Annotated in this window: 18 protein-coding genes and 2 tRNA genes; 14 read left to right on the forward strand and 6 right to left on the reverse strand. The window is 61.7% G+C overall.

Annotated elements, in window-relative coordinates; all coding sequences use genetic code 11:
• The first annotated feature begins 51 nt into the window (after positions 1-51).
• From J8C05_RS01620 to J8C05_RS01630, 3 genes are all read left to right on the forward strand, one after another.
• Positions 52-1593, forward strand: coding sequence for an ATP-binding response regulator (locus tag J8C05_RS01620; RefSeq protein WP_211422492.1), 1542 nt, complete (start codon positions 52-54; stop codon positions 1591-1593).
• 66 nt (positions 1594-1659) lie between these two features.
• Positions 1660-2541, forward strand: a complete 882-nt coding sequence (locus J8C05_RS01625; RefSeq protein WP_211422493.1) for an NAD(+)/NADH kinase — start codon at positions 1660-1662, stop codon at positions 2539-2541.
• Positions 2542-2682: 141 nt separating this feature from the next.
• Positions 2683-3459, forward strand: a complete 777-nt coding sequence (locus tag J8C05_RS01630) for an ATP-binding protein (protein ID WP_211422494.1) — start codon at positions 2683-2685, stop codon at positions 3457-3459.
• Between the two features lie 29 nt (positions 3460-3488).
• Here the strand turns inward: J8C05_RS01630 and J8C05_RS01635 are convergent, their stop codons facing one another.
• Positions 3489-5549, reverse strand: a complete 2061-nt coding sequence (locus tag J8C05_RS01635) for an ATP-dependent DNA helicase (RefSeq protein WP_211422495.1) — start codon at positions 5547-5549, stop codon at positions 3489-3491.
• Between the two features lie 124 nt (positions 5550-5673).
• On the opposite strand from J8C05_RS01635, the gene recG reads away from it, so the two are divergent.
• The 4 genes from recG (at position 5674) to J8C05_RS01655 (ending at position 10545) form a co-directional block, all read left to right on the forward strand.
• Positions 5674-7851, forward strand: coding sequence for an ATP-dependent DNA helicase RecG (recG, locus tag J8C05_RS01640; RefSeq protein ID WP_211422496.1), 2178 nt, complete (start codon positions 5674-5676; stop codon positions 7849-7851).
• 60 nt (positions 7852-7911) lie between these two features.
• The gene (gene dapF, locus J8C05_RS01645; protein WP_211422497.1) at positions 7912-8805 is read left to right on the forward strand and encodes a diaminopimelate epimerase; all 894 of its coding nucleotides are present in this window, start codon (positions 7912-7914) and stop codon (positions 8803-8805) included.
• 71 nt (positions 8806-8876) lie between these two features.
• Positions 8877-10070, forward strand: coding sequence for an NAD(P)/FAD-dependent oxidoreductase (locus tag J8C05_RS01650; protein ID WP_211422498.1), 1194 nt, complete (start codon positions 8877-8879; stop codon positions 10068-10070).
• A 145-nt stretch (positions 10071-10215) separates the two neighbouring features.
• Positions 10216-10545 (forward strand): nucleotidyltransferase domain-containing protein, encoded by a 330-nt coding sequence (locus tag J8C05_RS01655; RefSeq protein ID WP_211422499.1) that lies wholly within the window; start codon positions 10216-10218, stop codon positions 10543-10545.
• A gap of 298 nt (positions 10546-10843) precedes the next feature.
• On the opposite strand, the gene J8C05_RS01660 is transcribed toward J8C05_RS01655, so the two are convergent.
• The 3 genes from J8C05_RS01660 to J8C05_RS01670 all read right to left on the reverse strand — a co-directional run bounded on the left by J8C05_RS01660 (position 10844) and on the right by J8C05_RS01670 (position 13807).
• Positions 10844-10918, reverse strand: a tRNA-Asn gene (locus tag J8C05_RS01660).
• Positions 10919-10969: 51 nt separating this feature from the next.
• A complete protein-coding gene (gene ruvB, locus J8C05_RS01665; protein WP_459543830.1) occupies positions 10970-12028 on the reverse strand; it encodes a Holliday junction branch migration DNA helicase RuvB in 1059 nt (352 codons plus the stop codon).
• A 54-nt stretch (positions 12029-12082) separates the two neighbouring features.
• Positions 12083-13807: a S41 family peptidase gene (locus J8C05_RS01670; protein WP_211422500.1), complete on the reverse strand. Its 1725-nt coding sequence runs from the start codon at positions 13805-13807 to the stop codon at positions 12083-12085.
• A 207-nt stretch (positions 13808-14014) separates the two neighbouring features.
• Here J8C05_RS01670 and miaB point away from each other — a divergent pair, with 207 nt between their 5' ends.
• The 4 genes from miaB to J8C05_RS01690 all read left to right on the forward strand — a co-directional run bounded on the left by miaB (position 14015) and on the right by J8C05_RS01690 (position 19846).
• Complete coding sequence (miaB, locus tag J8C05_RS01675; protein WP_211422501.1) at positions 14015-15358, forward strand: tRNA (N6-isopentenyl adenosine(37)-C2)-methylthiotransferase MiaB; 1344 nt, start codon at positions 14015-14017, stop codon at positions 15356-15358.
• A 71-nt stretch (positions 15359-15429) separates the two neighbouring features.
• A complete protein-coding gene (locus J8C05_RS01680; protein ID WP_058868163.1) occupies positions 15430-15948 on the forward strand; it encodes a hypothetical protein in 519 nt (172 codons plus the stop codon).
• Positions 15949-15998: 50 nt separating this feature from the next.
• Positions 15999-17897, forward strand: coding sequence for a tetratricopeptide repeat protein (locus J8C05_RS01685; protein ID WP_211422502.1), 1899 nt, complete (start codon positions 15999-16001; stop codon positions 17895-17897).
• Positions 17894-19846: a tetratricopeptide repeat protein gene (locus J8C05_RS01690; protein ID WP_211422503.1), complete on the forward strand. Its 1953-nt coding sequence runs from the start codon at positions 17894-17896 to the stop codon at positions 19844-19846. The genes J8C05_RS01685 and J8C05_RS01690 overlap by 4 nt, the downstream gene beginning before the upstream one ends.
• 73 nt (positions 19847-19919) lie before the next feature.
• Here the strand turns inward: J8C05_RS01690 and J8C05_RS01695 are convergent.
• A tRNA-Met gene (locus J8C05_RS01695) sits at positions 19920-19996 on the reverse strand.
• Between the two features lie 45 nt (positions 19997-20041).
• Positions 20042-20641 (reverse strand): shikimate kinase, encoded by a 600-nt coding sequence (locus tag J8C05_RS01700; protein ID WP_211422504.1) that lies wholly within the window; start codon positions 20639-20641, stop codon positions 20042-20044.
• A gap of 210 nt (positions 20642-20851) precedes the next feature.
• Between J8C05_RS01700 and J8C05_RS01705 the strand changes: the two genes are divergently transcribed.
• Genes J8C05_RS01705 through J8C05_RS01715 form a run of 3 tightly spaced genes read left to right on the forward strand, consistent with a single transcriptional unit; the run spans position 20852 to position 24007 of the window.
• Positions 20852-22435: a trypsin-like peptidase domain-containing protein gene (locus J8C05_RS01705; protein ID WP_211422505.1), complete on the forward strand. Its 1584-nt coding sequence runs from the start codon at positions 20852-20854 to the stop codon at positions 22433-22435.
• Positions 22428-23147, forward strand: coding sequence for an HAD-IA family hydrolase (locus J8C05_RS01710; protein WP_211422506.1), 720 nt, complete (start codon positions 22428-22430; stop codon positions 23145-23147). Before J8C05_RS01705 ends, J8C05_RS01710 begins: the two co-directional genes overlap by 8 nt.
• The gene (locus J8C05_RS01715) at positions 23144-24007 is read left to right on the forward strand and encodes a Cof-type HAD-IIB family hydrolase (protein ID WP_211422507.1); all 864 of its coding nucleotides are present in this window, start codon (positions 23144-23146) and stop codon (positions 24005-24007) included. Before J8C05_RS01710 ends, J8C05_RS01715 begins: the two co-directional genes overlap by 4 nt.
• Positions 24008-24051 lie beyond the last annotated feature (44 nt).

Genomic DNA, 24051 nt, shown 5'->3' on the forward strand with positions numbered 1-24051 from the left:
ATCGGGGGTGGAAGTCCTTGGGCGCCGGGTGAAGCGCCCCCCTCCAATGCTATGCCCGAACGAATTCTGATTGCATCAGACGACAATCTGCTCGGTGCGATGGCCGGTGCGCTGCTGACCAGTAATGGTTATGAAGTTGACCTGGTGGATACCGGAGAGGCCGTGCAACAGCGGCTGGAGACCCAGCCTTTCGATGCGCTCATCATGGATGTCGCTTTGCACCAACCGGGCTGTCTCGATCTGTCCCGGTGGGTGCGCGGGCAAGTCGCGCTCCGCAACCTGCCCATCATCCTGCTCAGCCCGGCAGCAACACGCGATGACGACGTGCCCTCGGCACTGCATGCTGGCGTGGACGAGGTTTTAGCCGTCCCGTTCCGCCACCAGGAACTCATCCTCAAGTTGCGCCGCATGCTGGAACGACAACGCTGGGCGGTCGAACGTCAGCGGCTGGTTGCCAATCTGGCCGCGGTAGCTGATGGCATTGAATACTGCATCCGTCCGACAGGTGAACAACCTCTGCCCAATTTTTCAGATGCGGCCGACCTTGCCGAACAGGCCAAGTGGCAGGAGTTGATGACCTCGCTCAATGCGGCCATCGAGTCCCTGCAAGACACATCGAACAGTGAAGAAACCGGGATTTTACGGCGTGCCCTGGAACAGCTCTCAGCCGCACTGAAACGGGCCGGGCGCTACGTTCAGGTGCGCACCCAGGCGCAGTCGCTACGGGACGCCAACGAGAAGCTGCGCGAACTGGAACGCCTGCGGGCGGAGTTTACCAATGCCATCGTCCACGACATCCGGTCGCCATTGGGGACAATTATCTCCACGATGGAACTCATCGAGCAGCAGTTGGACGAGCCGCGCCCCAAGAAGTCTGACATCCTGCCTCTCGTCACGGGTGCCCGCACCATTGCCACAAAGCTCATCTCCTTGGTGTCGGAACTCCTGGATTTCTCAAAACTCGAAGCCGGCAAGATGATGCTGGTGCTGGAACGGCTCGAAGTGGCGAAGATCATCGAGCAGGTGGGCGAGGAATTCGAGCCGGCCACCCGGCGTAAGTCCATCAAGTTCAGTTACGGTTGTGAGGATCACCTGCCGACGATTATTGGCGATGCCGGCAAACTGCACCGGGCACTGTCGAACCTGATGTCCAATGCTGTCAAGTTCACTCCCGATGGCGGTCAAATCTGGCTTGAAGCGCGACTGATGGAAGGCACCCAGGTGGATGCCGGTGTTCCTTACGTGGTCTTCAGTGTCGTGGATTCCGGCGAAGGTATCCCGGCTGAGGATTTGCCCTACGTCTTTGACCCTTACTACCAGGCCGCAAGTCGCAACAAGGACCTTGGAACGGGCCTGGGGCTAGCCATTGTCAAACGCATTGCGGCGGCACACGGAGGCAACGTGGCTGTCCGCAGTCAGGTTGGAGTCGGGACGGCTTTCTCCATCACACTTCCTCTCGTACCACCCAGCGCCACACAAGCCGCTCTGCCTCCATCGAACTCGACGGCGACCCCAGAGTCGGTCACCGACCTGTCCGACATACTCGCCACCCCGGCTGAAAACCCGGCACCTACGCCGTCCCCCTCAAACTGACCGACCTGCATTCAGGCGTGACTTGCTCCTGGGATGCCGTCACGTGGCTGATATAAAGAGCAAGACATGGCTTCATTGGAAACCGTCGGCTTGGTGGTCAAGCCGCATCTGAAGGACATCACAGCGTACCTGGCAAATCTGGCGGCGTGGCTTGGCGCGCGTGGGTGCCGGGTCATCGGCGAGCCGTCGGCGGCGCACCTGCTTCCACCGACTGTCACCGTCGTACCTTCAGAAATGTTGGCGGCGCAGTCCCACTTGGTCATTGTCATCGGCGGGGATGGGACGATGATTTACGCCGCACGCTTGCTGGGATCGCGGGATGTTCCGGTACTGGGCGTCAACTACGGCTACCTGGGCTACCTGACCGAATACACCCCGGAGACGGTCTATACGGCCCTGGAACGTGTTTTTGCGGGCACCTTCCGCACGGATGTCCGCATGAAGCTGGAAGCTACAGTTGAACGTCTGGGTGTGCCGCGCCTGACGGCGCAGGCCGTCAATGACTGTGTCATCACAAAGAGCATGCTGGCCCGGCTCGTGCCGATTGAGTGCCGGATCGGGGGGCAGTTCGTCTCCATTTTCCACGCTGATGGTCTCATCATCGCCACCCCAACCGGCTCGACGGCCTATTCCCTGTCGGCCGGGGGGCCGATTGTTCACCCGGCGATGCAGGCTATTGTCCTGACGCCGATCTGTCCGCACACACTGACCAACCGGCCGCTGGTGGTGCCGGATACGAGTGAAATCGAGTTGCGTCTGACGACCGAACGCGGCCCCTTCAACGTCGAAGATGTTTTCCTGACCTTTGATGGGCAGACCGGATGCGCCGTCGAACCGGAAGACCGCGTGGTGATTCGCAAGAGCGCCTCGGTGCTGACGCTCATCGAGCCGGAAGGCAAGGACTACTTCCAGCTCCTGCGCGATAAACTCAAGTGGGGCAACGGGTAACGGTTCATCATTGGAACCCGGCTTGATTTTTCCCGGCGCCCGTGAAAACTAACTGGAAGCAAACGAGCCTGGTTCATCCCTGATTTCGCGTCCCATTGACTCACTGACCCAGAGTTCAGTGGGGCGTCGCCTGCTGCGACGATGTCGCTTCCTGATTGGCTTCCCCGCTCATCGTCGGCAATTGACCCCGCGCCAGACCTCTGTCCGGTCTGCCAGGGGACCGGGTTTGAATATGACCCGGTAAAGCGCCGCTCGCGCCGGTGTGTCCGCTGTCGCGGCGGGTCCGAAAGCCTTGTGGAGCGGGCGCGGATTCCAGCGCGCTACCGCGAAAGCAGCTTTGACAACTTCCGGGTCAATCCCGATGACGAACGCCAGAAGTCACTCGTGACGGCCGTGCTCGCCTGCCGGCGCTATGTCAAGGACTATCCGGTCGAACGTGGGCTGGGGCTGCTCTTTCTCGGTCCCTGTGGGGTTGGCAAAACGCATCTGGCCGTGGCCACGGCCAATGCCCTGATGCGGCTCAAGCGCGTGCCGTGCCTGTTTTACGACTTCCGCGACCTGCTCAAAGCCATCCAGGAGACGTATAACCCGCAGACCCAGATGACGGAATTATCGGTGCTGCGTCCGGTCTATGACGTGGACGTGCTCATTCTGGATGAGCTGGGGGCGGGCAAGGCCACGGAGTGGGTGCGCGACACCATCACGCACATTCTCAATACGCGCTACAACGAGCAGAAAACGACGATTATCACCTCCAACTACCTGGACCAGCCAAGCGACCGCTACGACGAAACGCTTGAAGAGCGCATTGGTGTCCGGCTGCGCTCCCGTCTGTACGAGATGTGCAAAACCATCCAGATGTTTGGGGAAGACTACCGCCAGACCTACCTCAACAAACGTCTGTTGATGCAGTCGTAGCCTGCTGGACAAAAGCCGCCGCACTGCTGCTAGCCGTTGCAGAACCACTCCCGAAGCGCATCCCGATCCTCGGTTTGCGGAAGATGGGGAGGCAGGCTGCGCAACACCGCTGGTCCATAGCGTTTGGTGCGTATCCGTGGGTCGAGCAGGCAGAGAATGCCCCGGTCGGTACGGCTGCGGATCAGGCGTCCAAACCCCTGTTTCAGCGCCAGGATGGCCTGGGGGAGGCTGTAGGACTGAAAGGCGTTCCCGCTGTTTTCCCCGCTCTGGTTCTCGATGTGCTGACACCGGGCGGCCACCAGCGGGTCGGACGGAACGGGGAAAGGCAGGCGATCCACAATCACACATGAAAGCGCCGGCCCCACCACGTCCACGCCCTGCCAAAAACTGGCGGCGCCAAAGAGCACCGCACCGGGTTCGGTCTGAAACGTTTTGATGAGGCTTGATCGGGGTTGATCGCCCTGTATCAGGCAGGGAAATGGCACCTTTTCTCTGACCCGCCCGTAAAGCTGCCGCATGTGCCGCAGGCTCGTGCACAGGACAAACGCGCGTCCCTGGGTGATGTCAAGCAGGGCGATGATTTCGTTCACAGCGGCTTCGGTGAAGTCAGGGTGATTCGGGTCAGGCATGTCAGGTGGCAGATAGAGCCGGGCCTGCTGCTCGTAGTCAAACGGCGAGTCAATGAGCAGTTCGTCGCTTTTGTCGAGTCCAAGCCGTGAGCGGATGAATGCAAAAGAGCCGTCGGCCGTCAGTGTGGCCGACGTCAGCACGACGCTTTCCACCTGGTGAAACAGTTGCTCGCGCAGCAGCGCCGCAATGTCAATCGGTGTGGCTTGCAGGGAAAACCGGCGGGGTGAAGGGCGTTCCCACCAGTACACGTAGTTGGCGTCCTGGGCTTGAACGATACGGAGCAGCCGCTCGCACAACTGACGCGCGCGCGGCTCCAGGCGCAGCAGGGCCGGATCCGTATTGATCCCGAAGTTACCCACCTTCTGGTGAGCCGCCTGCCCGAGGGCTTCGGCGAGCTGATCGAGCGCCGCGGCCAGCGCCGTGTAGCCGGAAGCTTCTGTGGCCAAATCCGAAGCTTGCAGCATTCCGCGTGCATCACTTCCGCTGCCGGCCCTGTTTCTGTTGCCTGCCCGGGATGCCGGGCGGCAGACTTTCTGGGCGAACGTCCAGAAATGGGCGGCGCGCTCTGCAACTGCCTGCGAGGCCTGACGCACCGCATGGGCCCGCTCGGCATCGGGGATGAAGGTTTGCGCAATGTCGCGCAGCAGTTCGGCAAACTGCTCGTTGCTGATCTGAAGGCTGAAGTAGCTGGCGGCGGTATCCTCGATTTCGTGGGCTTCGTCAAAGATGACCCGGGTGTAGTCCGGCAGAAAGGCCCCGTAATTGCTGCGCCGCGCGGCCAGGTCGGCAAAAAACAGATGGTGGTTGACGATGACAATGTCGGCTTCGCGGGCCTGTTGGCGGGCACGGGTGATGAAGCATTCGTCGTAGTGGGGACACCCCTGCCCCAGGCAGCGTTCCGTCCGCGCATCGAGTTCAGCCCAGATGGGCAGGTGTTCCGGCAGGCTGGACAATTCGGCGCGGTCGCCGGTGGTCGTCGTGTGAGACCACTGGCGGATGACCTCCAGATGACGCACCTCATCGAGTCCGGGCAGGCGTCCTTGTTCCTCGAAACGCGCGAGCCGATACAGGCACAGGTAGTTGTTTCTTCCCTTGAGCAGTACGACCCGCAGTTGACGCCCCAGCGCCTGTTCCAGGCGCGGGATGTCGTGATGCAGGATTTGCTCCTGAAGGTTTTTCGTCGCCGTCGAGACGATGACGACCTCATCGCACAGGATGGCCGGGACGAGATAAGCCAGCGTCTTGCCAGTGCCCGTGCCGGCCTCGACACACAGGTGTCCGCCACGCTGCAGGGCATCCAGGACGGCACGCGCCATCTCCAACTGGCCGGGGCGAAAGTCAAAGCCGGGCTGCGTGGTGGCCAACAGTCCGCCGTCCCCCAGCACGGCTTCCAGCAGGGTCAGCGTGTCCGTTGGTTCGGCGCAAACCAGGGCGTCACAGGAACTTTTGTCGAGCAGCATGGCAGTCTATGCTCCGTAAAAATGTGTCGGGTGGAAAGAACGTGGGCAGCCGGCTTGAGCTACTACATCTTGTGACATACTATCAAACCAGTCAAAAAATCCACAACCGGTTGTGGAGGCTTGTATGTCGGCTCACCTGTCGTTGACCACGGCACTGCTGGAACTTCCAGCCTATCTGCGCGGTATTGGTGTCACGACGGCCGGAAAACTGGCGGCCGAGTTGGGAAGCGCCATTGGCAAGGTGTCACCGGCCGAAGTCACAGTGGAAGACCTGCTGCTGTACCTGCCGTTTCGCTACGAAGACCGCTCGCACCTGCCACAAATCTGCGACCTCGCTCCGGGAAAGTCCGCTTCGGTTCTCGTCGAAGTCAGCCTGGCGTCAAGTTACCCGATCCGGACCAGACAGGGTAAGCAACTCACCCTGTTTGAGGTCATTGGGTGGGACAGCACCGGGCGCATTCGCGCCTGCTGGTGGAATCAGCCCTATCTGCGGCAGGTTTTCCAGCCGGGCCGGCGGGTGGTGCTCTACGGCGAATGGGAATTCTCAAGCCGGGCGCGATGCTACCAGGTGGAAAACCCTGACTACGAAGTGCTCAACGACGAAACGGACGACGACGTACCGGAAACAATTCACGTCGGCCGGTGCGTGCCTGTTTACCGAAAGCTGGGAACCTTTCGCACCCGCGCGCTCCGGTCGCTCATCTTTCGCCTGCTTCAGGCTTTGCATGACGTACCGGATGACGGCCTGCCGGATGAATTGCGTCATGACTGTGGGGGATTGCCACCGTTACCAACCAAGCTGGCGGCGCTGCGGGAAGTGCATTTCCCGGAAGCCACAGACCATCTGGAGTCCATCCAGGCGCGTCGTTCGCCGGCGCATGCCCGCCTGGCCCTCGAAGAATTTTTCCTGCTGACCCTGGCGCTGGCCAATCGTCGCCGTCAACGCGAGCAGGCCGGAGAAAAGGCCGGGATGCGTGTGACCTATGCCATCCGGGAACGCGCACGCCAAACCCTGCCCTTTCGTCTGACCAACGCCCAGAAGCGCGTCATTCGGGAAATTGTCAGTGACCTGACCGGAACACGTCCGATGTCGCGGCTGTTGCAGGGGGATGTCGGGTCGGGCAAAACCGTCGTGGCCCTGCAGGCGATGATTGTGGCCGTGGAAAACGGCTGGCAGGTGGCGCTCATGGCGCCGACTGAAATTCTGGTTGAGCAACACTGGCGTTCCATGACGCGCTGGCTTTCAGGCACATCCTACCGCCTTGCCGCCCTGACCGGACGCCTCAAGCCAAGCGAAAAGAAAGCCATCCGACAGGCGTTGGCCAACCATGAAGTGGACATTGTCATTGGCACACAGGCGCTGATCCAGAATGACACTGCATTTGCACGCCTGGGACTGGTCATCATTGACGAACAGCACCGCTTTGGTGTGCTTCAGCGCGAACAGTTGCTGGCCCGGGGCATCTCCCCGGATGTACTGGTGATGACCGCCACGCCCATTCCGCGCAGCCTGGCCATGGCGCTCTATGGCGACCTCGATGTGTCTGTCATTGATGAACTTCCGCCCGGACGGAAACCGGTGGTCACGGCCGTGCGCACCAACGAGCGGCGCAACCGCGTGTATGACTTCATCCGCCAGGAATGCGCCGCCGGACGACAGGCGTACATTGTCTATCCGCTGGTTGAAGAATCGGAAAAACTCGATGTCGCGGCGGCCACTGCCGCCGCTGCCAAGCTCCAACAGGAGGTCTTTCCGACGTTGGTTGTCGGACTGCTTCACGGGCGGATGAAGTCCGAAGAAAAAGATGCCGTGATGCAGAAGTTTGTCGCAGGCGAAATCCACGTTCTCGTCACGACGACGGTCGTCGAAGTCGGCATTGATGTACCGAACGCCTCAGTCATGGTCATCGAACACCCGGAACGGTTTGGACTGGCGCAGCTTCATCAACTGCGGGGGCGGGTCGGGCGTGGTGCGGCCAAATCGTACTGCGTTCTGATGGCGCCGGATGGCATCTCGCCGGAAGCTCTGGAACGGCTGAACTTTTTTGCCCAGACGCCGGATGGTTTCGCCATTGCCGAAAAAGACCTCGCCTGGCGCGGGCCCGGCGAAATGCTGGGTTTGCGTCAATCGGGTTTGCCGGTGTTTCGGGTGGGTGATCTCATCCGCGATGCCGACTGGTTGACACTTGCCCGTGAGGCTGCCTGGCGGGTCTGGCGCGAGCAGCCCAACGCACCCCAGACCCAACACTGGCTGGCCCGGGCGCAACGCATGTTTCCCATGGCGATGGGCGGTGTCCACTGATGCTACCCATTTATTTCTGATGCGCCATAACGCACCCAAATCAAAGGAAGGAAAACCGACTTGCTCATCCTGCACAAACTCCACGGACTGGGAAACGACTTTCTCGTTTTCCCGCTTGGCCAGCCGGCCGCGGATACTTTTTTGAAGCATCTGGAAGTTTTTGTGCCAAAGCTGTGTCACCGACACCAGGGAATCGGCGCAGATGGTGTCATCGGTATTGAAGCCCTGACTTCGGATGATGCTGATTATCGCATGGTGCTCTGGAATGCCGACGGATCGCGGGCGGAAATGTCCGGTAACGGACTGCGTTGCGTTGCAGCTTGCATCCGGCGCGTCACAAACTGGGAGAAGCGCGAGTTGCGCGTCATGACCGATATTGGCGTACGCGTTGTCCGTTTTCTCGCTGCCGAAGGACTTGAAACCCGCTGTGCCATTCAGATGGGAATGCCGGTGTTTGACCCCGGGCGAATTCCTTTCCGGGCAGAGCCGGCACTTCATCCGCCGTTGGTGGATGTCGCTTTGGATGTGGGGGAAGAGACGGTGCGGGCCACGGTTCTGTCCATGGGCAATCCGCACTGCACGTTGTTTGTTTCCAGCCTCGATACCGCGCCGGTTGAGTTGCTGGGTCCACAGCTTGAACGGCATCCGGCCTTTCCAAACCGGACGAATGTCGAGTTCGTGCAGGTGCTTGACCGGCACACGTTGGAAGCCCGTTTCTGGGAACGGGGTGTCGGGCGCACGGCTGCCTCGGGAACCGGGGCCTGTGCAGCGGCGGTTGCGGCAATGCTGAAACACCTGGTCGAGCGGCAGGTGACGGTGGCGACAGAACAGGGCAGCCTCGAAGTCGCCTGGGATGCGTTCAGTGGAGAAGTCACGCTGACCGGAAGCGCACATTACATCGGACAGGTCGCCTGGGCGCTGCCTGATCTCGATGCGTCAGCCGCCGATGCGTAAACGAACCTGGCAGGTCCGGCAGGCTGTTCGGTACACTGGAAGAAAGGTGAGAAAGTGTACGTTTTGAAGCCATGACATGCAACGTTGCCATTGTTGGTGCAGGTCCGGCCGGCTCGATGTTGGCCCATCGGCTGGTGCAGGCGGGTGCGCGGGTGCGGCTGTACGATGCCCACGGCGGCCCGTGGGAAAAACCCTGCGGCGGCGGTCTGACAGCCAAGGCATTGCGCCAGTTTGGTTTCCTGGCCGGGCAGGCAGACCGTTTTCCACGTCAGGACATTCAGGAAATTGAGATCATTTCGGCCGGCGGACGGAGTGTGACCTTTCCCTTGGGCGACGCCCCGTTTCAGATTTTTTCGCGCCGGAATCTGAATGGTCTCCTGTTGGCGCGGGCAACGGAAGCCGGAGCGGATTTCATTCCGCTGCGGGTGACAAACCTGCGTCGGGAAGTGCGTACCTGGCAGGTCGCGGCTGGCCGCGACCGCTGGAAGGCGGATTTCGTCGTGGGAGCGGATGGTTGTACGAGCTTCGTACGGCGTGCACTCGGACGGCGTCTGCCCGACGCCGACCAGGCCATGTGCTGTGGGTATTACGTCCCGGCAACCGGCGTCCCGCGCGCGGTGGTGGCCTTTCCACGCCATTTCACCGGTTACGTCTGGGCTTTTCCGCGCCCTGACCACATTTCCTACGGCATCATCAATCAGTGTGGCGAGTATCCGCTGCCGAAGCTCTGGGAGGAACTCGATGCCTTTGTCCGCTGGCATCGGCAGGGCGAGTTGCCGCGCGAACGGGTCCGGTATGCGGCGCGGGTCCCGATGTTGCGGCGCGCGTCATGGAAGACGAATCGGGTGGTTGGCGATGGCTGGGCACTCGTGGGGGATGCGGCCGGCTTTGTGGACCCGATTACAGGTGAGGGTATTTTCTACGCCCTGCATTCGGCGGAGTTGCTTGGGCAATCCCTCATTGCCGGGGAGGCTATGAGTTATGAGCAGCGGTGGCGGAAGGCGTTTGAAGCTGACCTGACGGAGGCTTCACGTCGGCTGCCGAAGTTTTACCGTGGCTCGATGCTGGGCGCGTCCGTCATTGACCGGGTGCTTCAGCTTTCGACGCTGCACGGCGGTGTCGTCAGCATCATGCAGCAGGCGCTGGCCGGTGACGTGGACTATGTAACCTTGAAGGGGCGTGTATTGCGCAGTTTCGTGGCACCTTCTGCCTGGCGCGCCCCGAAGCTGACCCTGCACACGGTGGATTATCCACGGGCGGCCTGAAGCGCCTTTCCGGCACAACGTGACCAATGCCTGTACGGTATCGCGGCGCTGGGGCTTGTACCGTCCAATATCTTTCCAAAGGTTATCTTCAGATATTCAGGTTTATCGGCTGCCTTTTGTTAGCCACTCTCTGACAGGGATAAGTATGACGACTCGAATGGAAATTACACGTGAAGTGGTAAAAAGATGCAAAAAGGCACTCGAAAGTCACTATGGCCCTCAGCTCAGGGGTTTGATTCTGTATGGGTCCGCAGCCCGCAACCAGGCTGACTCAATGAGTGACATTGATTTGCTTGTCCTGCTGAGCCAACCCTTCGACTATTTTTCAGAACTTCGTCAAGTTATAGACATGCTGTATCCCATTCAGATGGAATCAGAGCAACTCATCTCTGCCCGGACTGTTCCTCTGGATGAATTCGAGTGTGGAAGCATTCAACTCTACCGAAACGCAAAACGGGATGGGGTATTGGTATGACGCCAGCTTTCGGGGCAGAGGTTGCTGCCAATCTTGAGAGGGCGGAACAATCCATCCGGGCAGCCAAAGAGGCTGGTTTCAGGTATGCGCGTCACCGGGAAGCGCCTCAAAAACACAGAAATGCGAGCTTGCAGACCTGCACGAGGCTATGCATGGGGAGTCAACCACGGAATGTTGGGAAGCAGGATAGACGGCTGGTAGGGGTGAGTGGGTGTGGACACACCCAAAACAGCAAGACCCCGTTGGGCGCTCCCAAGGGGGTCTTGTATGGCGTATGAACCGCCAGCGGTCTGAAAAGTGGCTCCTCAGGTAGGACTCGAACCTACAACCCTTCGGTTAACAGCCGAATGCTCTGCCATTGAGCTACTGAGGAATAGAAAGCAGTTTTTGTAGCGACCTCATCGCGGCTTGTCAATGCTTTTGTTCATCCCTCGCCAAAGAGCGGGGTCTGGGCGGTTTCGCCCCGAAAACGGTGCGCTACACCAAGGTGGGCGTAGGCCGCGCCCGTGACGACCCGACCGCGGGGCGTCCGGTTGAGAAAGCCAATCTGGAGCAGATACGGCTCGTAGATTTCCTCGATGGCGTCCTTTTCTTCGTTGATGGCGGCTGAAATCGTCCCCAGACCGACGGGGCCACCCTCGAACTTCTCGATGATGGTCAACAGCAGCTTGCGGTCAACTTCGTCCAGCCCAAACCGGTCCACTTCCAGACGGTCCAGCGCCTCGGCTGCCACGTCCGCCGTGATGTGCCCATCGTAAATGACTTCGGCAATGTCCCGGACCCGCCGCAGCAGGCGGTTGGCGATCCGTGGTGTGCCACGCGCCCGGCGGGCGATTTCCGCCGCGCCGGCTTCGTCAATCGGCGTCTCCAGAATCCGGGCCGAACGCAGCACAATCTGCTGCAACTGCTCCGGCGTGTAAAAATCGAGGTGGAAGTTGATGCCGAAACGTCCCCGCAGCGGGGCCGTAATGAGACCGGCGCGGGTGGTCGCCCCGACGAGCGTAAAGCGCGGCAAATCCAGTTTGATGGAGCGGGCGGATGGCCCCTGTCCAATGACGATGTCGAGCTGAAAGTCCTCCATGGCCGGGTAGAGGATTTCCTCGATGGCCGGCGACAGGCGATGGATTTCGTCAATGAACAGCACATCCCCTTCCTGAAGGTTGGTCAGCAGCGCCGCCAGGTCACCGGACTTTTCAATGACGGGGCCGGCCGTGGATTTGATCTCGACGCCCATCTCCTGGGCCACAATCATTGCCAGAGTCGTTTTGCCCAGCCCCGGCGGGCCGCACAGGAGCAGGTGATCGAGCGGCTCGCCCCGCTGGCGGGCTGCCTGCAGAAAGACCGCCAGGTTGTCCGTGGCGCGGTTCTGCCCGATGTAGTCGCGCAGCAGGCGCGGACGCAGTGAAGACTCGAGGTTCCGTTCTTCACCGTCCGTTTCACCCGCAACGAGGCGCCGCATGGAGGTTCGGTCAGCAGACGACATGACTTGGCGTGTCCATCACTGTCCTCTCATCATCCCTGGCGGCTGGCCTGGCGGCTAGTTCTTGAAGCTGTTTGTGGGGCGCAATGGCGATGGCGTCAACCGGCGCGCATTCTCCGCCAGGCTCCGTGACTGTGGGACTTCGGCAATGGCGCGTTTGACAACCGCTTCCTCACGGATAGTGACTTCCTGCGCCGTGTCGAAGCCGTAGGCCGCAGTCAGAATTTCGCGCCGGAGTTGCTGCCGCAAAAAGGCGTCATTGCCCGCAAGCGCCGTTGGCGCAATGCCGAATTCCTGGAGACGCGGTTGGGCAAAGGTCTTGAAGGCCGCCAGAAGCTGATCGGTGATGGGGTAGTCGCTGTCCTGGAGCGTGTGGTTGTAGTCCACGTCACGCGGCACACGGTACTGGGCAAAACCTTCAACCTGCCCGTTCGCCAGCAGGCGGCCGAACAAAAAGGTCAGGCTCGTGAGCTGTCCCTGGGCGAGCGTGTAGGTTTCGCCTTTGACCTCGACATCCGGCGTGATGCCCAAACCGCCGTAAACAGTACGCTTGCCGTCAGTGAGGTATTTCGTCAGCCCATCCTTGCCCGTGGCTTCCGTGCGTGAGCGGCGGCGCTGATAGTCGTAGAGCGAAACATTGTCGTAGCGCCGCTGGATGAGGCGGCCCGTCGGGGTGTAATACTTGGCCGAAGTCAGGGTAAGGCCGTACCCGTCCGGCAGACGGTAGGGCGTCTGGACCAGGCCCTTGCCGAAGGTGGTCTCGCCAACGAGCAGTGCGCGGTCATGATCCTGAAGCGCACCGGCCAGGATTTCTGCGGCGCTGGCGCTGCCGCCGTTGATGAGCACCACCAGCGGAACGTCCTCCGGGTTGGGGTTGTTGGCCGTCAGGGCATTTTCGTAGGTCATACCGCGTGGCGTCCGCCCCCGGATGCTGACGATTTTCTGTCCCCGCTGGAGAAACAGCTCGGCAATGGCGCGGGCCGCATCCACCAAACCGCCGGGGTTGTCGCGCTGGTCGAAGACGATGGCTTTGGCACCCTGCACCTTGAGCTGGCGGACGGCGGCAGCGACTTCCTCACCACTGGCCTGCGCGAAGCCACGGCGGAAGGCCAGGTAGCCGACCTCCGGGGTCAGCATGAAGACGTTCGATACCGAAGGTTGCCCTACGGAGTCGCGGACGATGCGCACTGTGATCGGTGACGATTCGCCGGGACGGTTGACCGTGACCGTAACGGCCGTGCTGCGCAGGCCCCGGAGCCGCGAGCGCACCTTGGAGACATCCCAGCCTTCGGTGGACTCGCCATCCACAGCAATGATCTCGTCGCCATAGCGCAGCCCGGCCCGGTAGGCCGGTGTGTCGGCAATCGGCGACCAGATATAGACCTTGTTGCCGTGCTGCGTGATGAGCGAGCCGATGCCGGAGTAGTTGGCCTGCTGCTGGCTGCGGAACTCATTGAATTCTTCGCGGGTGAAGAAGTTGGAGTGCGGGTCGAGCGTCCGCAGCATGCCGGTGGCGGCCGCATCGCAGAGCCGCTCGTGGTCAATCGGCCCGGCATAGTGTTCCTCGGCCAGCGTCAGGGCTTCGACGTAGGCCGTGGTCACGTCCTTACCCTTCCACGCATCGCCTGGTTCCGGGCCAAGTCCAAACTCGACTTCCTGGGCCTGGACGAGGCCGCGTCCGCTTCCCCCGACAAGCACCGGGAATCCGGTGAGACACGTGACACAAACCAAACTCATGACACCGGCAGCCAACCGCGATGGGGTGCGAGGAACAAACTTCATAGGCATATCTGGGATGGGTAAAGTTGAGGAGAAACGACCCGCAAGCCAGCGGCAGGTCGTCAGGCAAACCGCTGCCCATTGTTGGACGTTACTCGCCACGGGTCAAGCCCTGGCTGGAAGTTGCTGACCCGAACGGTCATTGAAAAGCCTGCCCTACGCGCTATAGTCAAACCTTATCCGTGCTGCCAAGGGTAGGTCGTTCGTCTTATGCAAGCTTGCGTCATCACGCTTGGGTGTCAGATGAATGAGTATGACACCCATGCCATTCAGTCCCAGTTGGCCGGGGTGGGCTACTCGTTTGTGGACAACATTCACGAGGCCGACCTGGTGCTGCTCAACACCTGCGCCGTACGTGGCAAGCCGGTCGAGAAAGCCCGCTCCCTGCTCGGTGCACTGCGCAAGGAGAAAAAGCGCCGGACGGTGACGGTGGCACTGATGGGATGCCTGGCTCAGTTGCCCGAAGGACAGGCAATGGGGGCCAAGTTCGGCGTGGACATCATGCTCGGACCCGGCGCCCTGACCGATCTCATCCCTGCACTCCGCCAGGGCAGGTTTCAAAGCTTTGCCTTCCGGGATGAACTGCGTGATTACGCGCCGCCGCCGCCAAAAGGCGCCCTTTCCGCCCACGTGGCCATCACGCGCGGCTGCAACCACAAGTGCACCTACTGTATCGTCCCGACCACCCGCGGCCCGGAAGTGTCGCGGCCGGCAGCGGATATTCTGCGGGAAGTCGAAGCCCTGCGGGAGGCCGGCGTGGTGGAAGTCAGCCTGCTGGGGCAGAACGTCAACAGCTACGGGCTGGAGCCGGGGCTGGGCCCGCACCGCAGGCTGCTGCCGGGCTTTCCTTCCTTTGCCGAGTTGCTGCGGATGGTCGGGCAGGTTGGCATTCCACGGGTGCGTTTCATCACCAGCCATCCCATCAACTTCACGGACGACATCATTGCCGCCATTGCGGAGACGCCTGCGGTGTGCCAGTACATTCACCTGCCGGTGCAGGCTGGCTCAAACCGGACCCTGCGCCGGATGGCGCGGGAGTACACGCGCGAGTATTACCTCGAACGCATTGCCGCGATTCGGTCACGGCTGCCGGAAGCCACGCTTTCAACCGACATCATCTGCGGTTTTCCAGGCGAAACGGAAGCCGATTTTGAAGAAACCCTGACCCTCTATGACGCGGTGCAGTTCGATATGGCGTTTATGTTCGTTTACTCCGAACGGGAGGGAACGCCGGCCGCCACGCACTTTGACGACATTCCGCATGGGGTCAAGGTGGCGCGGCTGATGCGGCTCATCGAGCGCCAGAAGCACTGGAGTTGGCTCAACTACCGGCGGTGGGTGGGACGCCAGGCCGAGGTGCTCGTCAAGGGGCCGGCCCACGATGGGGATTTGATGCAGGGCCACACCCGTGGGAACCATACCGTTCTCGTGCCCCGGACCGTTGCACCCAAACCCGGTCTCTACACCGTCAATATCGCACACGCCACGCCGCACCTGCTCTACGCCGAAGGCGCCGCTTTGCCGGAAGACCGCCCGGTCGCCACGGCGGCATAGCCCCACGGGGTGACGAAAAGGGAAGGCGTGTCTTGGCAGTCCCCGCTTGGCAGTCCCCGTAGGATACGACGATGACCGAGGACGCACGCCATCAGTGGCAAGCCGACATCATCCGGGCGCTTGGCGACGGCACGTTGCCAAAGCTCTATGAACAGATGGTGCTCAGCCAACGCACGCGGCGCTTCGATTTGTTTCGTACGCCGTGTCGCCAGCCACCGGTCGTGCAGATTCAGCACACCCTGCTCGGTATTGAGCTGAAGGTCGGGCGGCGGCGGTTGGGCTGCCCGGATTTGGCCACCGCCCGCTACCTGGCTGTGTTTGCCCGGCTGGGCGTGACTGCCGTTGCCGTGCCTTATGATATTTCACAGCTTCCGCGAGTAGCCGACGCTTTTGAAACGGCCTGGCACAGGATGTGTCTGGTCATCGAACAGCATCTGCAAGCCGTACCGGTACGGGCGCGGCGGCGCACCCGGCAGCAGTTTCTGGAAGAGGTCCGGCAAGCCATCGAGGCGTTGGGGGCGGGCGCGGTGCGTCCGACGTTCGTTCAGACCACACGCCAGCGCCCACTGGCCGACCGGTTGGAGTCATGACCGCCGTACCTTTCCAGACTTTCTCCTGGTGGAGTCGTTGGCACCGGTCAGTGGTCTCTCCATCACCACGGCGCACTGTGGTCCTGCTCATCAGTCTGGCGGTGGTGGTGTATCTCAATACCCTGGGCAATGCTTTTGCCTACGACGATGTTCCCATCATCGTCAACAATCCAAATGTGCACCAACCGGACTGGTCGGCGTTGTGGCGGCGCGGTTACTGGAGCCATGTCACTGGCGGCGGCGGCAACTATCGCCCTCTCACCGTCAGCACGTTTGCTGTGGAGTACCAGTTGTGGGGGGAACGTCCGGCCGGGTATCACCTGGTCAACATCCTGCTGCATGCCGCCAATGTCGCCTGGTTGTTTTACCTGTTGAGGCGCTACCGGGTGGCGGTTGGTTTGGCCAGCCTCGCAGCCGCGCTGTTTGCCGTGCACCCCGTCCACACCGAAGCGGTGGCGAATATCGTCGGGCGGGCCGAGTTGCTGGGCATGTTTTTCGGCGGGCTGATGTGGTGGGCCTGGTTGCAGGGGCGTGAGGGGGGCGTCAAAGGATGGGGCTGGCGGGTGGTGTCTGCCACGGCCTATCTGGCGGCCGTGCTTTCCAAGGAAAACATGATCGTGCTTCCGGCGGCACTGTTCGCCGGTGAGTGGCTTGCCGGAAGGTTCCGTCGCCGGGGTGCTCTGGAGGCTTCCGGGCCGTTTGTCGTCTTTTTGGCCGTGCTGGTGCCGTATTTCTGGCTGCGGATGCTGGCCGGTGAAGGGATGGAGCAGCAGGTTGAAACAGGACATGTGCCGCTGGCTGGGCGAAGCCTGTGGGAGCGGTGCATCATCATGGCCGGGGTCGGTGTGACCTGGTATCGCCTTGTGATGTTTGGCTATCCCCTGCAGATGCTGTACGGCATTCGGGAATTTGACCTGACGCCCACCCTTCAATGGCGCGTCCTGGTGGGTTTGGCCATCACCGCCGGGTTGCTTGTGTTGGCGCTGGTCTGCCGTCGCCAGTCCCCGCTCGTGACCTTTGCGGTGGCGTTCTGGTTCGTCACTTTGGCTGTCACGAGCAATGTCGTGCTGCCACTTGGAACATTGCTTGCCGAGCGGTGGCTGTACCTCCCGTCAGTAGCCGCCGTGCTGTTGGTGTCCGTGGCCGTGTTGCGAGGGGTTCATACCGGTGGCGCGCTGCGTTTGGCGGCACTGGTTGGGATGGCCGGGCTGCTTGTGTTCTACAGTGTTGTCACCGTGTGGCGAAACCGCGACTGGCGAAACAACGTCACGCTTTTTGAAAGCCTGGTGGCAACGGCGCCGAACAACCCTTCGGGCTACATGATACTTGGCCACGAACTTATGACGCGCGATCCGGTGCGCGCACGCCAGCTTCTGGAAGCGGCCCTTGAACTGGACCCGGTCTTTCTGTCGCCGCAGGGCAGTCTGGCTGAGCTTGACCTGCGGGAAGGCAAGGCTGCCGCGGCCCGTGACCGTCTGGCGGCGCTGCTGGCGCAGGAGCCGCCCAATCTGCCGACACCGTCCGGAGAATGGGCAGACTGGCACGCCCTGTATGCCAAAGCCCTCGCGCTGACCGGAGACCTTCCCCTGGCGCTTGAGCAGGCCCGGATCGCCCTGCACCAGTCACCGGACTCGTTGAAGGTGCTGTTTGAAACCAGCCAGGTCTTTTTGCAGGCCGGGCAGATTGAGGCGGCGCTGGCGGGTTTTCGTCAGCTCACCATTCATGACCGCGATCACGGGCGGGCTTACAGTAACCTCGCCACGGTGCTGATCGAGCTGGAACGCTACGCCGAAGCCGAAGCCGTCTTGCTGGAAGGCTTGCAGCGGGCACCCGACGCCGAGGCCTTGCAGGCAAGGTTGAATTTCATCCGCCAGCAACGCGCACGGGAAACCCCCGCTCCGGCAACGGGGCCGCCACGACGACTTTCACCCTCGGACACGTCACCGTGAAGACATCGCTGTCACCACGTCAGATGGGGATCGCTGTCGTTGCGCTGGCCCTGCTGGTGTACGCCAACACGCTGGCCAACGGCTTTGTTTATGACGACATCAGCATCGTCCAGACCAATCCCTACATTACCGACTGGCGGCAGATACCGTGGCTGTTCACCAAAGGTTACTGGAGCCATAAATCCGGTGGCGTCGGTAACTATCGCCCCCTCACCATCGTCACCTTCACGGTGGAGTATGCCCTCTGGGGGCTGGCACCCCTGGGGTATCACCTGATCAACGTGCTGCTCCATGCGGCCAATGTCGCGCTGCTGTTTGGCCTGCTCCGCTGTTACCGCGTCGCACCGGGCATTGCCGGCGTGGCGGCGCTTGTGTTTGCCGTACACCCGGTTCACACCGAAGCGGTAGCCAATGTCGTCGGGCGCAGCGAACTGCTGGGCATGTTGTCTGGCGGGCTGATGTGGTGGGCCTGGGTGGCTGCGCGGCGGGCAAAACGTCACCGGGCCAAAGTCTGGGCCTGGCGCGGCGCGGCGGCCGTGGCTTATCTCGCGGCGCTGCTCTCCAAGGAAAACATGGTGACGTTGCCGGCGGCCCTGTGGTTGGCCGAGGTCCTGGTTGCGCGGCGGCGCTGTTTTCTCCACGGTGCGCTGACCGCACGCCTGCGCTGCTTGTGGCAGGTGACGTCCCCGTTCTGGGTGCTGGCTGCGTCTCTTGTCCCGTATTTCTGGTTACGTTCCCTGGCTGGCGAAGGCACTGCCCAGATGGCCGGGGTCGGACTGGTGACGCTGGCCGGGTACACGCTTTGGCAGCGGGCCATCATCATGCTGGAGGTCGGGTTGATCTGGTACCGCCTGCTGTTTGTCGGCTACCCGCTGCGCCCGCAGTATGACGGCACGAATGTCCCGGTCATTCCCAACTGGAACGAATGGAAGTTGGTGGGCTTGTTGCTCCATGCCGGATTGGTGGCCGCCCTGTGGCTCACCTGGCGACGAATCCCACTCGTGGCCTTTGCCATTGGGTTCTGGTTCATCACCCTGTCCGTTGTGAGCAACGTACCAATTCCGCTGGGCATGCTGGTTGGGGAACGCTGGCTGTATGTTCCATCGGCTGGCTATGCCATGGCCCTTGGTTATGCGGTGTGGCTGGTTTGGGAAAAGGCCCACTGGCCGGAAACCTGGCTCAAAGCCAAAATGGGGAAACACCGGCACTGGCCTCTGCGGGCTGAAGTCACGCGGCTATGCCTTCTTCTGGGCGTGGCCAGTTTGGTGGGAAGCTACGTGTATCGCACGGCGCAGCGCAATCTCGACTGGCGTGACAACTACACGCTGTTCAGCCGCTTCATTGAAACCGATCCACAGCACCCGATTGGTTACGTCAACGTTGGAGATGCCCTCGTTCGCTACCAGCCACAGCAGGCACGGGCCTTCTACGAGCAGGCATTGCGGGTGGAACCGCGTTCCATTTCGGCCAACATCATGCTGACGACCCTCGACATCGAGGACAACGCTTTCGAGCCCGCGCGGGCGCGTCTGGAGCGCATGCTTGTCAGGGAACCGCCGTATCTGGTGCTTCCCTCTAACGAATGGGGATTGACCCACGCGCTGTATGCGCGCGTCCTGGCGGCGCTGGGGGAACGGGAGGCAGCCATGTCGGAAGTCCAGACCGCGTTGCGCTATGCCCCGGAAGCGCCCCAGCCGCTCTTCGTCGTTGGGGAAACCCTGGTGACGATTGGTGAGCGGGAGGCCGCCACGGAGGTCTATCGGCGTTTGGTACGGTTGTTGCCCCTGGCAGCCGGTCCGCGCGGGCGGCTGGGCATCCTGCTCCTCGAAGCTGGTGATGCCACGGCCGCCGAACACGAACTGCGCCTTGCCGCTGAGCTTGCGCCTGACGAACCGCTCATCAGGACGTGGCTGGAGAAGGCCCGGCAGCAGGCCGCTGCACAGCCCTGACCCGTCAAACCTGCGCCCACGTTGTCAACAGAGGGAGAAACACGAAAGCCCTGCACAACGGCAGGGCTTGAAATGGATGCGGGGACGGGATTTGAACCCGTGACCTTTGGGTTATGAGCCCAACGAGCTACCGGACTGCTCCACCCCGCGACAGGTCGTTGCCTGGTTGCATCAGAAGACCAACCAAGGCAGTCGCTATTCGTAGCTGTTTCCGGGCTGCGTTGTCAAGCTCTTTGAAGAACCTGCCCTCTGGAAGGCAGACAGAGCCCGGAGGACGTCCTCCGTGACCTGTTCCGGTGGCGCGGTCCCAACCGGTACGCGGATGTCGGCCTGGGCATAGTCCGCCCGGCGCTGTTCATAACGCAACCGGGCTTCATCCACAGAGGTCCACAGAGGGCGGCGGCCATCCGGCACCACGCGCGTGGCCAGGATGTCAAACGGAACGTCGAGCCAGACACTGCATCCGGTCTGGCGAATGTGGTTCCGGTTTTCAGGCCGCGTGAACGTCCCGCCCCCAAGGGCAACGATATTCCAGGGCAGGTCATCCTGACGCAGTTCGGCGCACACCTGGATGAGTGCCGCGTGCTCCCGCTGGCGAAAACCGGTTTCTCCCTCCGTCTGGAACAGTTCCGGGATGGAGCGGCCGGCTGCCCGGGCAATCCGCTCGTCCAGATCAATGAAACGTCCACCGAGGCGGGCGGCCAGGTGCTGCCCGACGGTCGTCTTCCCCGAACCCATGAAACCAACCAGAAAGATGATGCCGGTTACGTCTGACACCCGCCTTGTACGCTCCATGCGGCTGCGATCTCGACCAAATACCGTTGCGGAAAACCTTGTCGTCCAGGTCGGTCAAAAGTAACATGGGGACTTGTCGAACTGGCAGCCAATGCGGCTGCCAGCCTGGGCGAGTTAGCGCAACTGTCTCGGGTTGATGAAAACATCCACCCCACCGTTTGAGGCTTCCTGACTTCTGGTTCCCTGGCGGCCCCTGTCCGTCGCACAGCCATGAAAATTGGTAACACGGCGTCGAATCTGCTGGTGGTTTCCCTGACTGGGGCGGGGAACGGGCGTTCTTTTGTCCTGGACAAGGAAGCCGTCACCATTGGCGTCGGGGATGGATGTGATGTCGTCCTGGATGTTCCGGGTGCGGAGACCGCCGGGGCTGTGGCTGCCATCCGGCGCCAGGCACAGCGGCTGGAACTGTTCGTGCATGACGCTGACCATTATTCGTTCCGCATCAATGACGAACTGCACACCCCGGTGGATGGAACGCCCATTGCCCTGACCGATGGGGATGTCGTTGCCGTTGAGCCACGCCAGGTTGCCGCCGGATGTGAGCCGGAGAAAGTCCTGCTCAAAGTCGTGGCCAGGCCGCAGCCGGACGCGCCGTCGGTGGGCGTTCTCCAGTTTCCTGAAGTTGACGCAGGCGGGCAGCTCCATCCGCGAACGGCGACGCGCTTTCTCAAGGAACTGGTTTTTGCCCTCTACGCTGAGATGCCGGCCTGGGTACGGGCCGTGGCGCTGTTGCTGACCGTGTTGATTCCGCTGTCGGTGATGTCAGCAACGGTGATCGTCTTCGTCTTTCTGTGGAACTACGCCAAGCTGACAGAAGACCTGCGGAGCAAAAACCGCGATTCAGGTATCCAGATTGACGTGCTGATGGAGGAGAACGAGAAGCTCAAAAACCGCCTGAAGGACTACGAGGAAGCCATCAACTTTGCACCCAAGATCGCAGCCAGCTACCGGGGCGGGGTCTGCCTCATCGTCGGAACCTATACCTACCAGGATGCCCAGCAGCGTCCCCTGCGCTACATTGACCACAGCTTCGATGACAGCCGGGCACTTTCTGCCGATGGCAAACTCAACGTGAGCTTTGAAGGCACCGGCAACGAATTTTTCGAGGAGTTCAGCGGCACGGGGTTTGTCGTCGCGGAAGGCGTCATTCTCACCAACCGGCACATTGCCCAGCCGTGGTGGACTGATCCTACTGACAAACTCATCACCCAACTTGGTGGAAAACCTTACATCAAGGAAATTCAAGCCTACTTTCCCGAACACAAGACGCCCTTTGTCCTCAAACCCGTTGGCTTTTCACAGGAAAGCGATGTCGCCCTGTGTACCTTCAATCCGGGTGACGCCAGGATACCCATTCTGCCCATCGAGGGCTTTGAGGAAGATGAAACGAAGCCCCTGCCGGACATCACCGGCCAGGCCATCCTGCTGATGGGGTTTCCCAATGGGGTCGAGGTGCTGGTCGCGCAACTCACGGATGGGCAGCTCAAGCGCGACCTCGAGCGGCGCTTCAAGGTGTCTGAAAAGGCCATCCTGCTGGCACAGCGCGGTGAACTCGTCCCTCTCGTCACCCAGGGACACGTGACCCGGCTGGTTGCGGGACGCATCGTGCACGATGCCGCCACGCAGGAAGGTGGCTCCGGCAGCCCCATCTTCAACAGTGCGGGCAAGGTCATTGGCATCAATGCCCAGGTCACGGTGGATGAAGGCGGTGGGCAGGTTCCCGGCAACAATCTGGCCGTACCGATTCGGGCCGCCTTCAAACTCCTGCGCGAAACCGGGAAGCCCCTTGGTTGAACCGTCACAAGCCCAGCCAGCACACCGCTACCGGGTGCGCGCCCTGCTTTTCGATCTCGATGGCACCCTGGTGGATTCCCGCCGTGACCTGGCCACGGCGCTCGATCTCACGCTGTGCGACCTGGGACTGCCGCCGCTTGGGGTGGAGGTGACGACGCGCCTGGTTGGCGATGGAGCGCGCCGGCTCATCGAGCGCGGGCTGACCGCTGCCGGCGCCGGGCCGGCGCTTTCCGATGCCTTCGTCAGCGAGGCCCTGGAACGCTTCAAAACACACTACGCCCGGCATCTGCTGGCGACGACACGTGCCTATCCGCACGTGGAAGCGGTCCTCGAATACTTTGCGGAGTTGCCCAAAGCCGTGGTCACGAACAAACCGGCCGGCTTTTCGGAAACGATTCTGCAGGGACTGGGGCTGCGGACGCACTTCGTGGCGGTCATCGGCGGCGATACGCTGCCGGAACGCAAGCCACACCCGGCGCCGGTTCAGGCCGGACTCGCCGCCTGTGGGGGCGTCAATCCGGCGGAAGCGGTCATGATCGGTGACAGCCCGAACGACATCCGTGCCGGACGGGCCGCCGGGACGCTCACCTGCGGGGTCACGTACGGTTTTCGCGCCTCGTCCGAACTCACCGCAGCCGATATACTCGTTGACGACCTGACCCGCCTCACCGGGTTGTTGCAGCCGATTGCCGTCGGGAGGACGTTACCATGACCCGTTACCGTCTGCTGGCCGTGGACCTGGACGGCACCCTGCTTGGCCCGGACAGCAAGCTGACTCTGCGGACGCGCCGGGCCATGGAGCGCGCCATTCAGGAATACGCTGTGGATGTGGTCATTGCGACCGGGCGCCGCTTTCACTCGGCCCGCCCCATCGCCCGCGATGCCGGTCTCACCACGCCACTCGTGACACACAATGGCGCGCTCGTCAAAGACATCGAGACGGCAGCCGTTCACCACTACCAGCCGCTTGATGTGACCGTCGCGCGCGAACTCGTGGCGATCGGCAAAGCCTTTGGTGCTGACACCATTGCCCTGGATGACCCGGAAGGCGACGGGCGCATCCTGACCGATGGTGTTTCGGAGCGGAACGCTGCGTTGCGCCACTACCTGGAAATCAACCGCCAGTATGTCCATCAGGTGGATGACCTGCAGGTGTTTGTGAAAGAACCCGTCACCCAGGTGATGTTTTGCGGCCCCTGTGCCGCCATGCAGTCCCTCGCCCAGGTGCTGGAACGCGACATGGCGACGGAAGCCCGGCTGCTGGTGACGACCTATCCGCACAACGACATGACGATTCTCGATCTGATGCATCCGTCCTGCTCAAAAGCCACCGGCATTGCCTATGTCGCTTCACAGCTTGGGGTCGCACGGGAGGAAATTCTCGCCGTTGGAGACAACTACAACGACCTCGACATGCTGCACTATGCCGGGCGGGGGATTCTCATGGGCAATGCCGAACCGGAACTCAAGGCCATGGGATTCGAGCTGACCGCGCCCAACACCGAAGACGGCGTGGCACAGGTCATCGAAACCTACATCTTCGGCCAGCCCACATCGCTGCCCGGCGAATGAACGGCAGGTTTCCCCGGGCAGCCGGCGGGGGCATTGGCCCCACA

Source organism: Chloracidobacterium sp. N, from assembly GCF_018304765.1.
Lineage (GTDB): Bacteria > Acidobacteriota > Blastocatellia > Chloracidobacteriales > Chloracidobacteriaceae > Chloracidobacterium > Chloracidobacterium aggregatum.

Bases quoted from the DNA above. Each gene is read 5' to 3' on its own strand.
- J8C05_RS01620 (WP_211422492.1), top strand. From the start codon at position 52: ATGCCCGAACGAATTCTGATTGCATCAGACGACAATCTGCTCGGTGCG.
- J8C05_RS01625 (WP_211422493.1), top strand. From the start codon at position 1,660: ATGGCTTCATTGGAAACCGTCGGCTTGGTGGTCAAGCCGCATCTGAAG.
- J8C05_RS01630 (WP_211422494.1), top strand. From the start codon at position 2,683: ATGTCGCTTCCTGATTGGCTTCCCCGCTCATCGTCGGCAATTGACCCC.
- J8C05_RS01635 (WP_211422495.1), bottom strand. From the start codon at position 5,549: ATGCTGCTCGACAAAAGTTCCTGTGACGCCCTGGTTTGCGCCGAACCA.
- recG (WP_211422496.1), top strand. From the start codon at position 5,674: ATGTCGGCTCACCTGTCGTTGACCACGGCACTGCTGGAACTTCCAGCC.
- J8C05_RS01650 (WP_211422498.1), top strand. From the start codon at position 8,877: ATGACATGCAACGTTGCCATTGTTGGTGCAGGTCCGGCCGGCTCGATG.
- J8C05_RS01655 (WP_211422499.1), top strand. From the start codon at position 10,216: ATGACGACTCGAATGGAAATTACACGTGAAGTGGTAAAAAGATGCAAA.
- ruvB (WP_459543830.1), bottom strand. From the start codon at position 12,028: ATGTCGTCTGCTGACCGAACCTCCATGCGGCGCCTCGTTGCGGGTGAA.
- J8C05_RS01670 (WP_211422500.1), bottom strand. From the start codon at position 13,807: ATGAAGTTTGTTCCTCGCACCCCATCGCGGTTGGCTGCCGGTGTCATG.
- miaB (WP_211422501.1), top strand. From the start codon at position 14,015: ATGCAAGCTTGCGTCATCACGCTTGGGTGTCAGATGAATGAGTATGAC.
- J8C05_RS01680 (WP_058868163.1), top strand. From the start codon at position 15,430: ATGACCGAGGACGCACGCCATCAGTGGCAAGCCGACATCATCCGGGCG.
- J8C05_RS01700 (WP_211422504.1), bottom strand. From the start codon at position 20,641: ATGGAGCGTACAAGGCGGGTGTCAGACGTAACCGGCATCATCTTTCTG.
- J8C05_RS01705 (WP_211422505.1), top strand. From the start codon at position 20,852: ATGAAAATTGGTAACACGGCGTCGAATCTGCTGGTGGTTTCCCTGACT.
- J8C05_RS01715 (WP_211422507.1), top strand. From the start codon at position 23,144: ATGACCCGTTACCGTCTGCTGGCCGTGGACCTGGACGGCACCCTGCTT.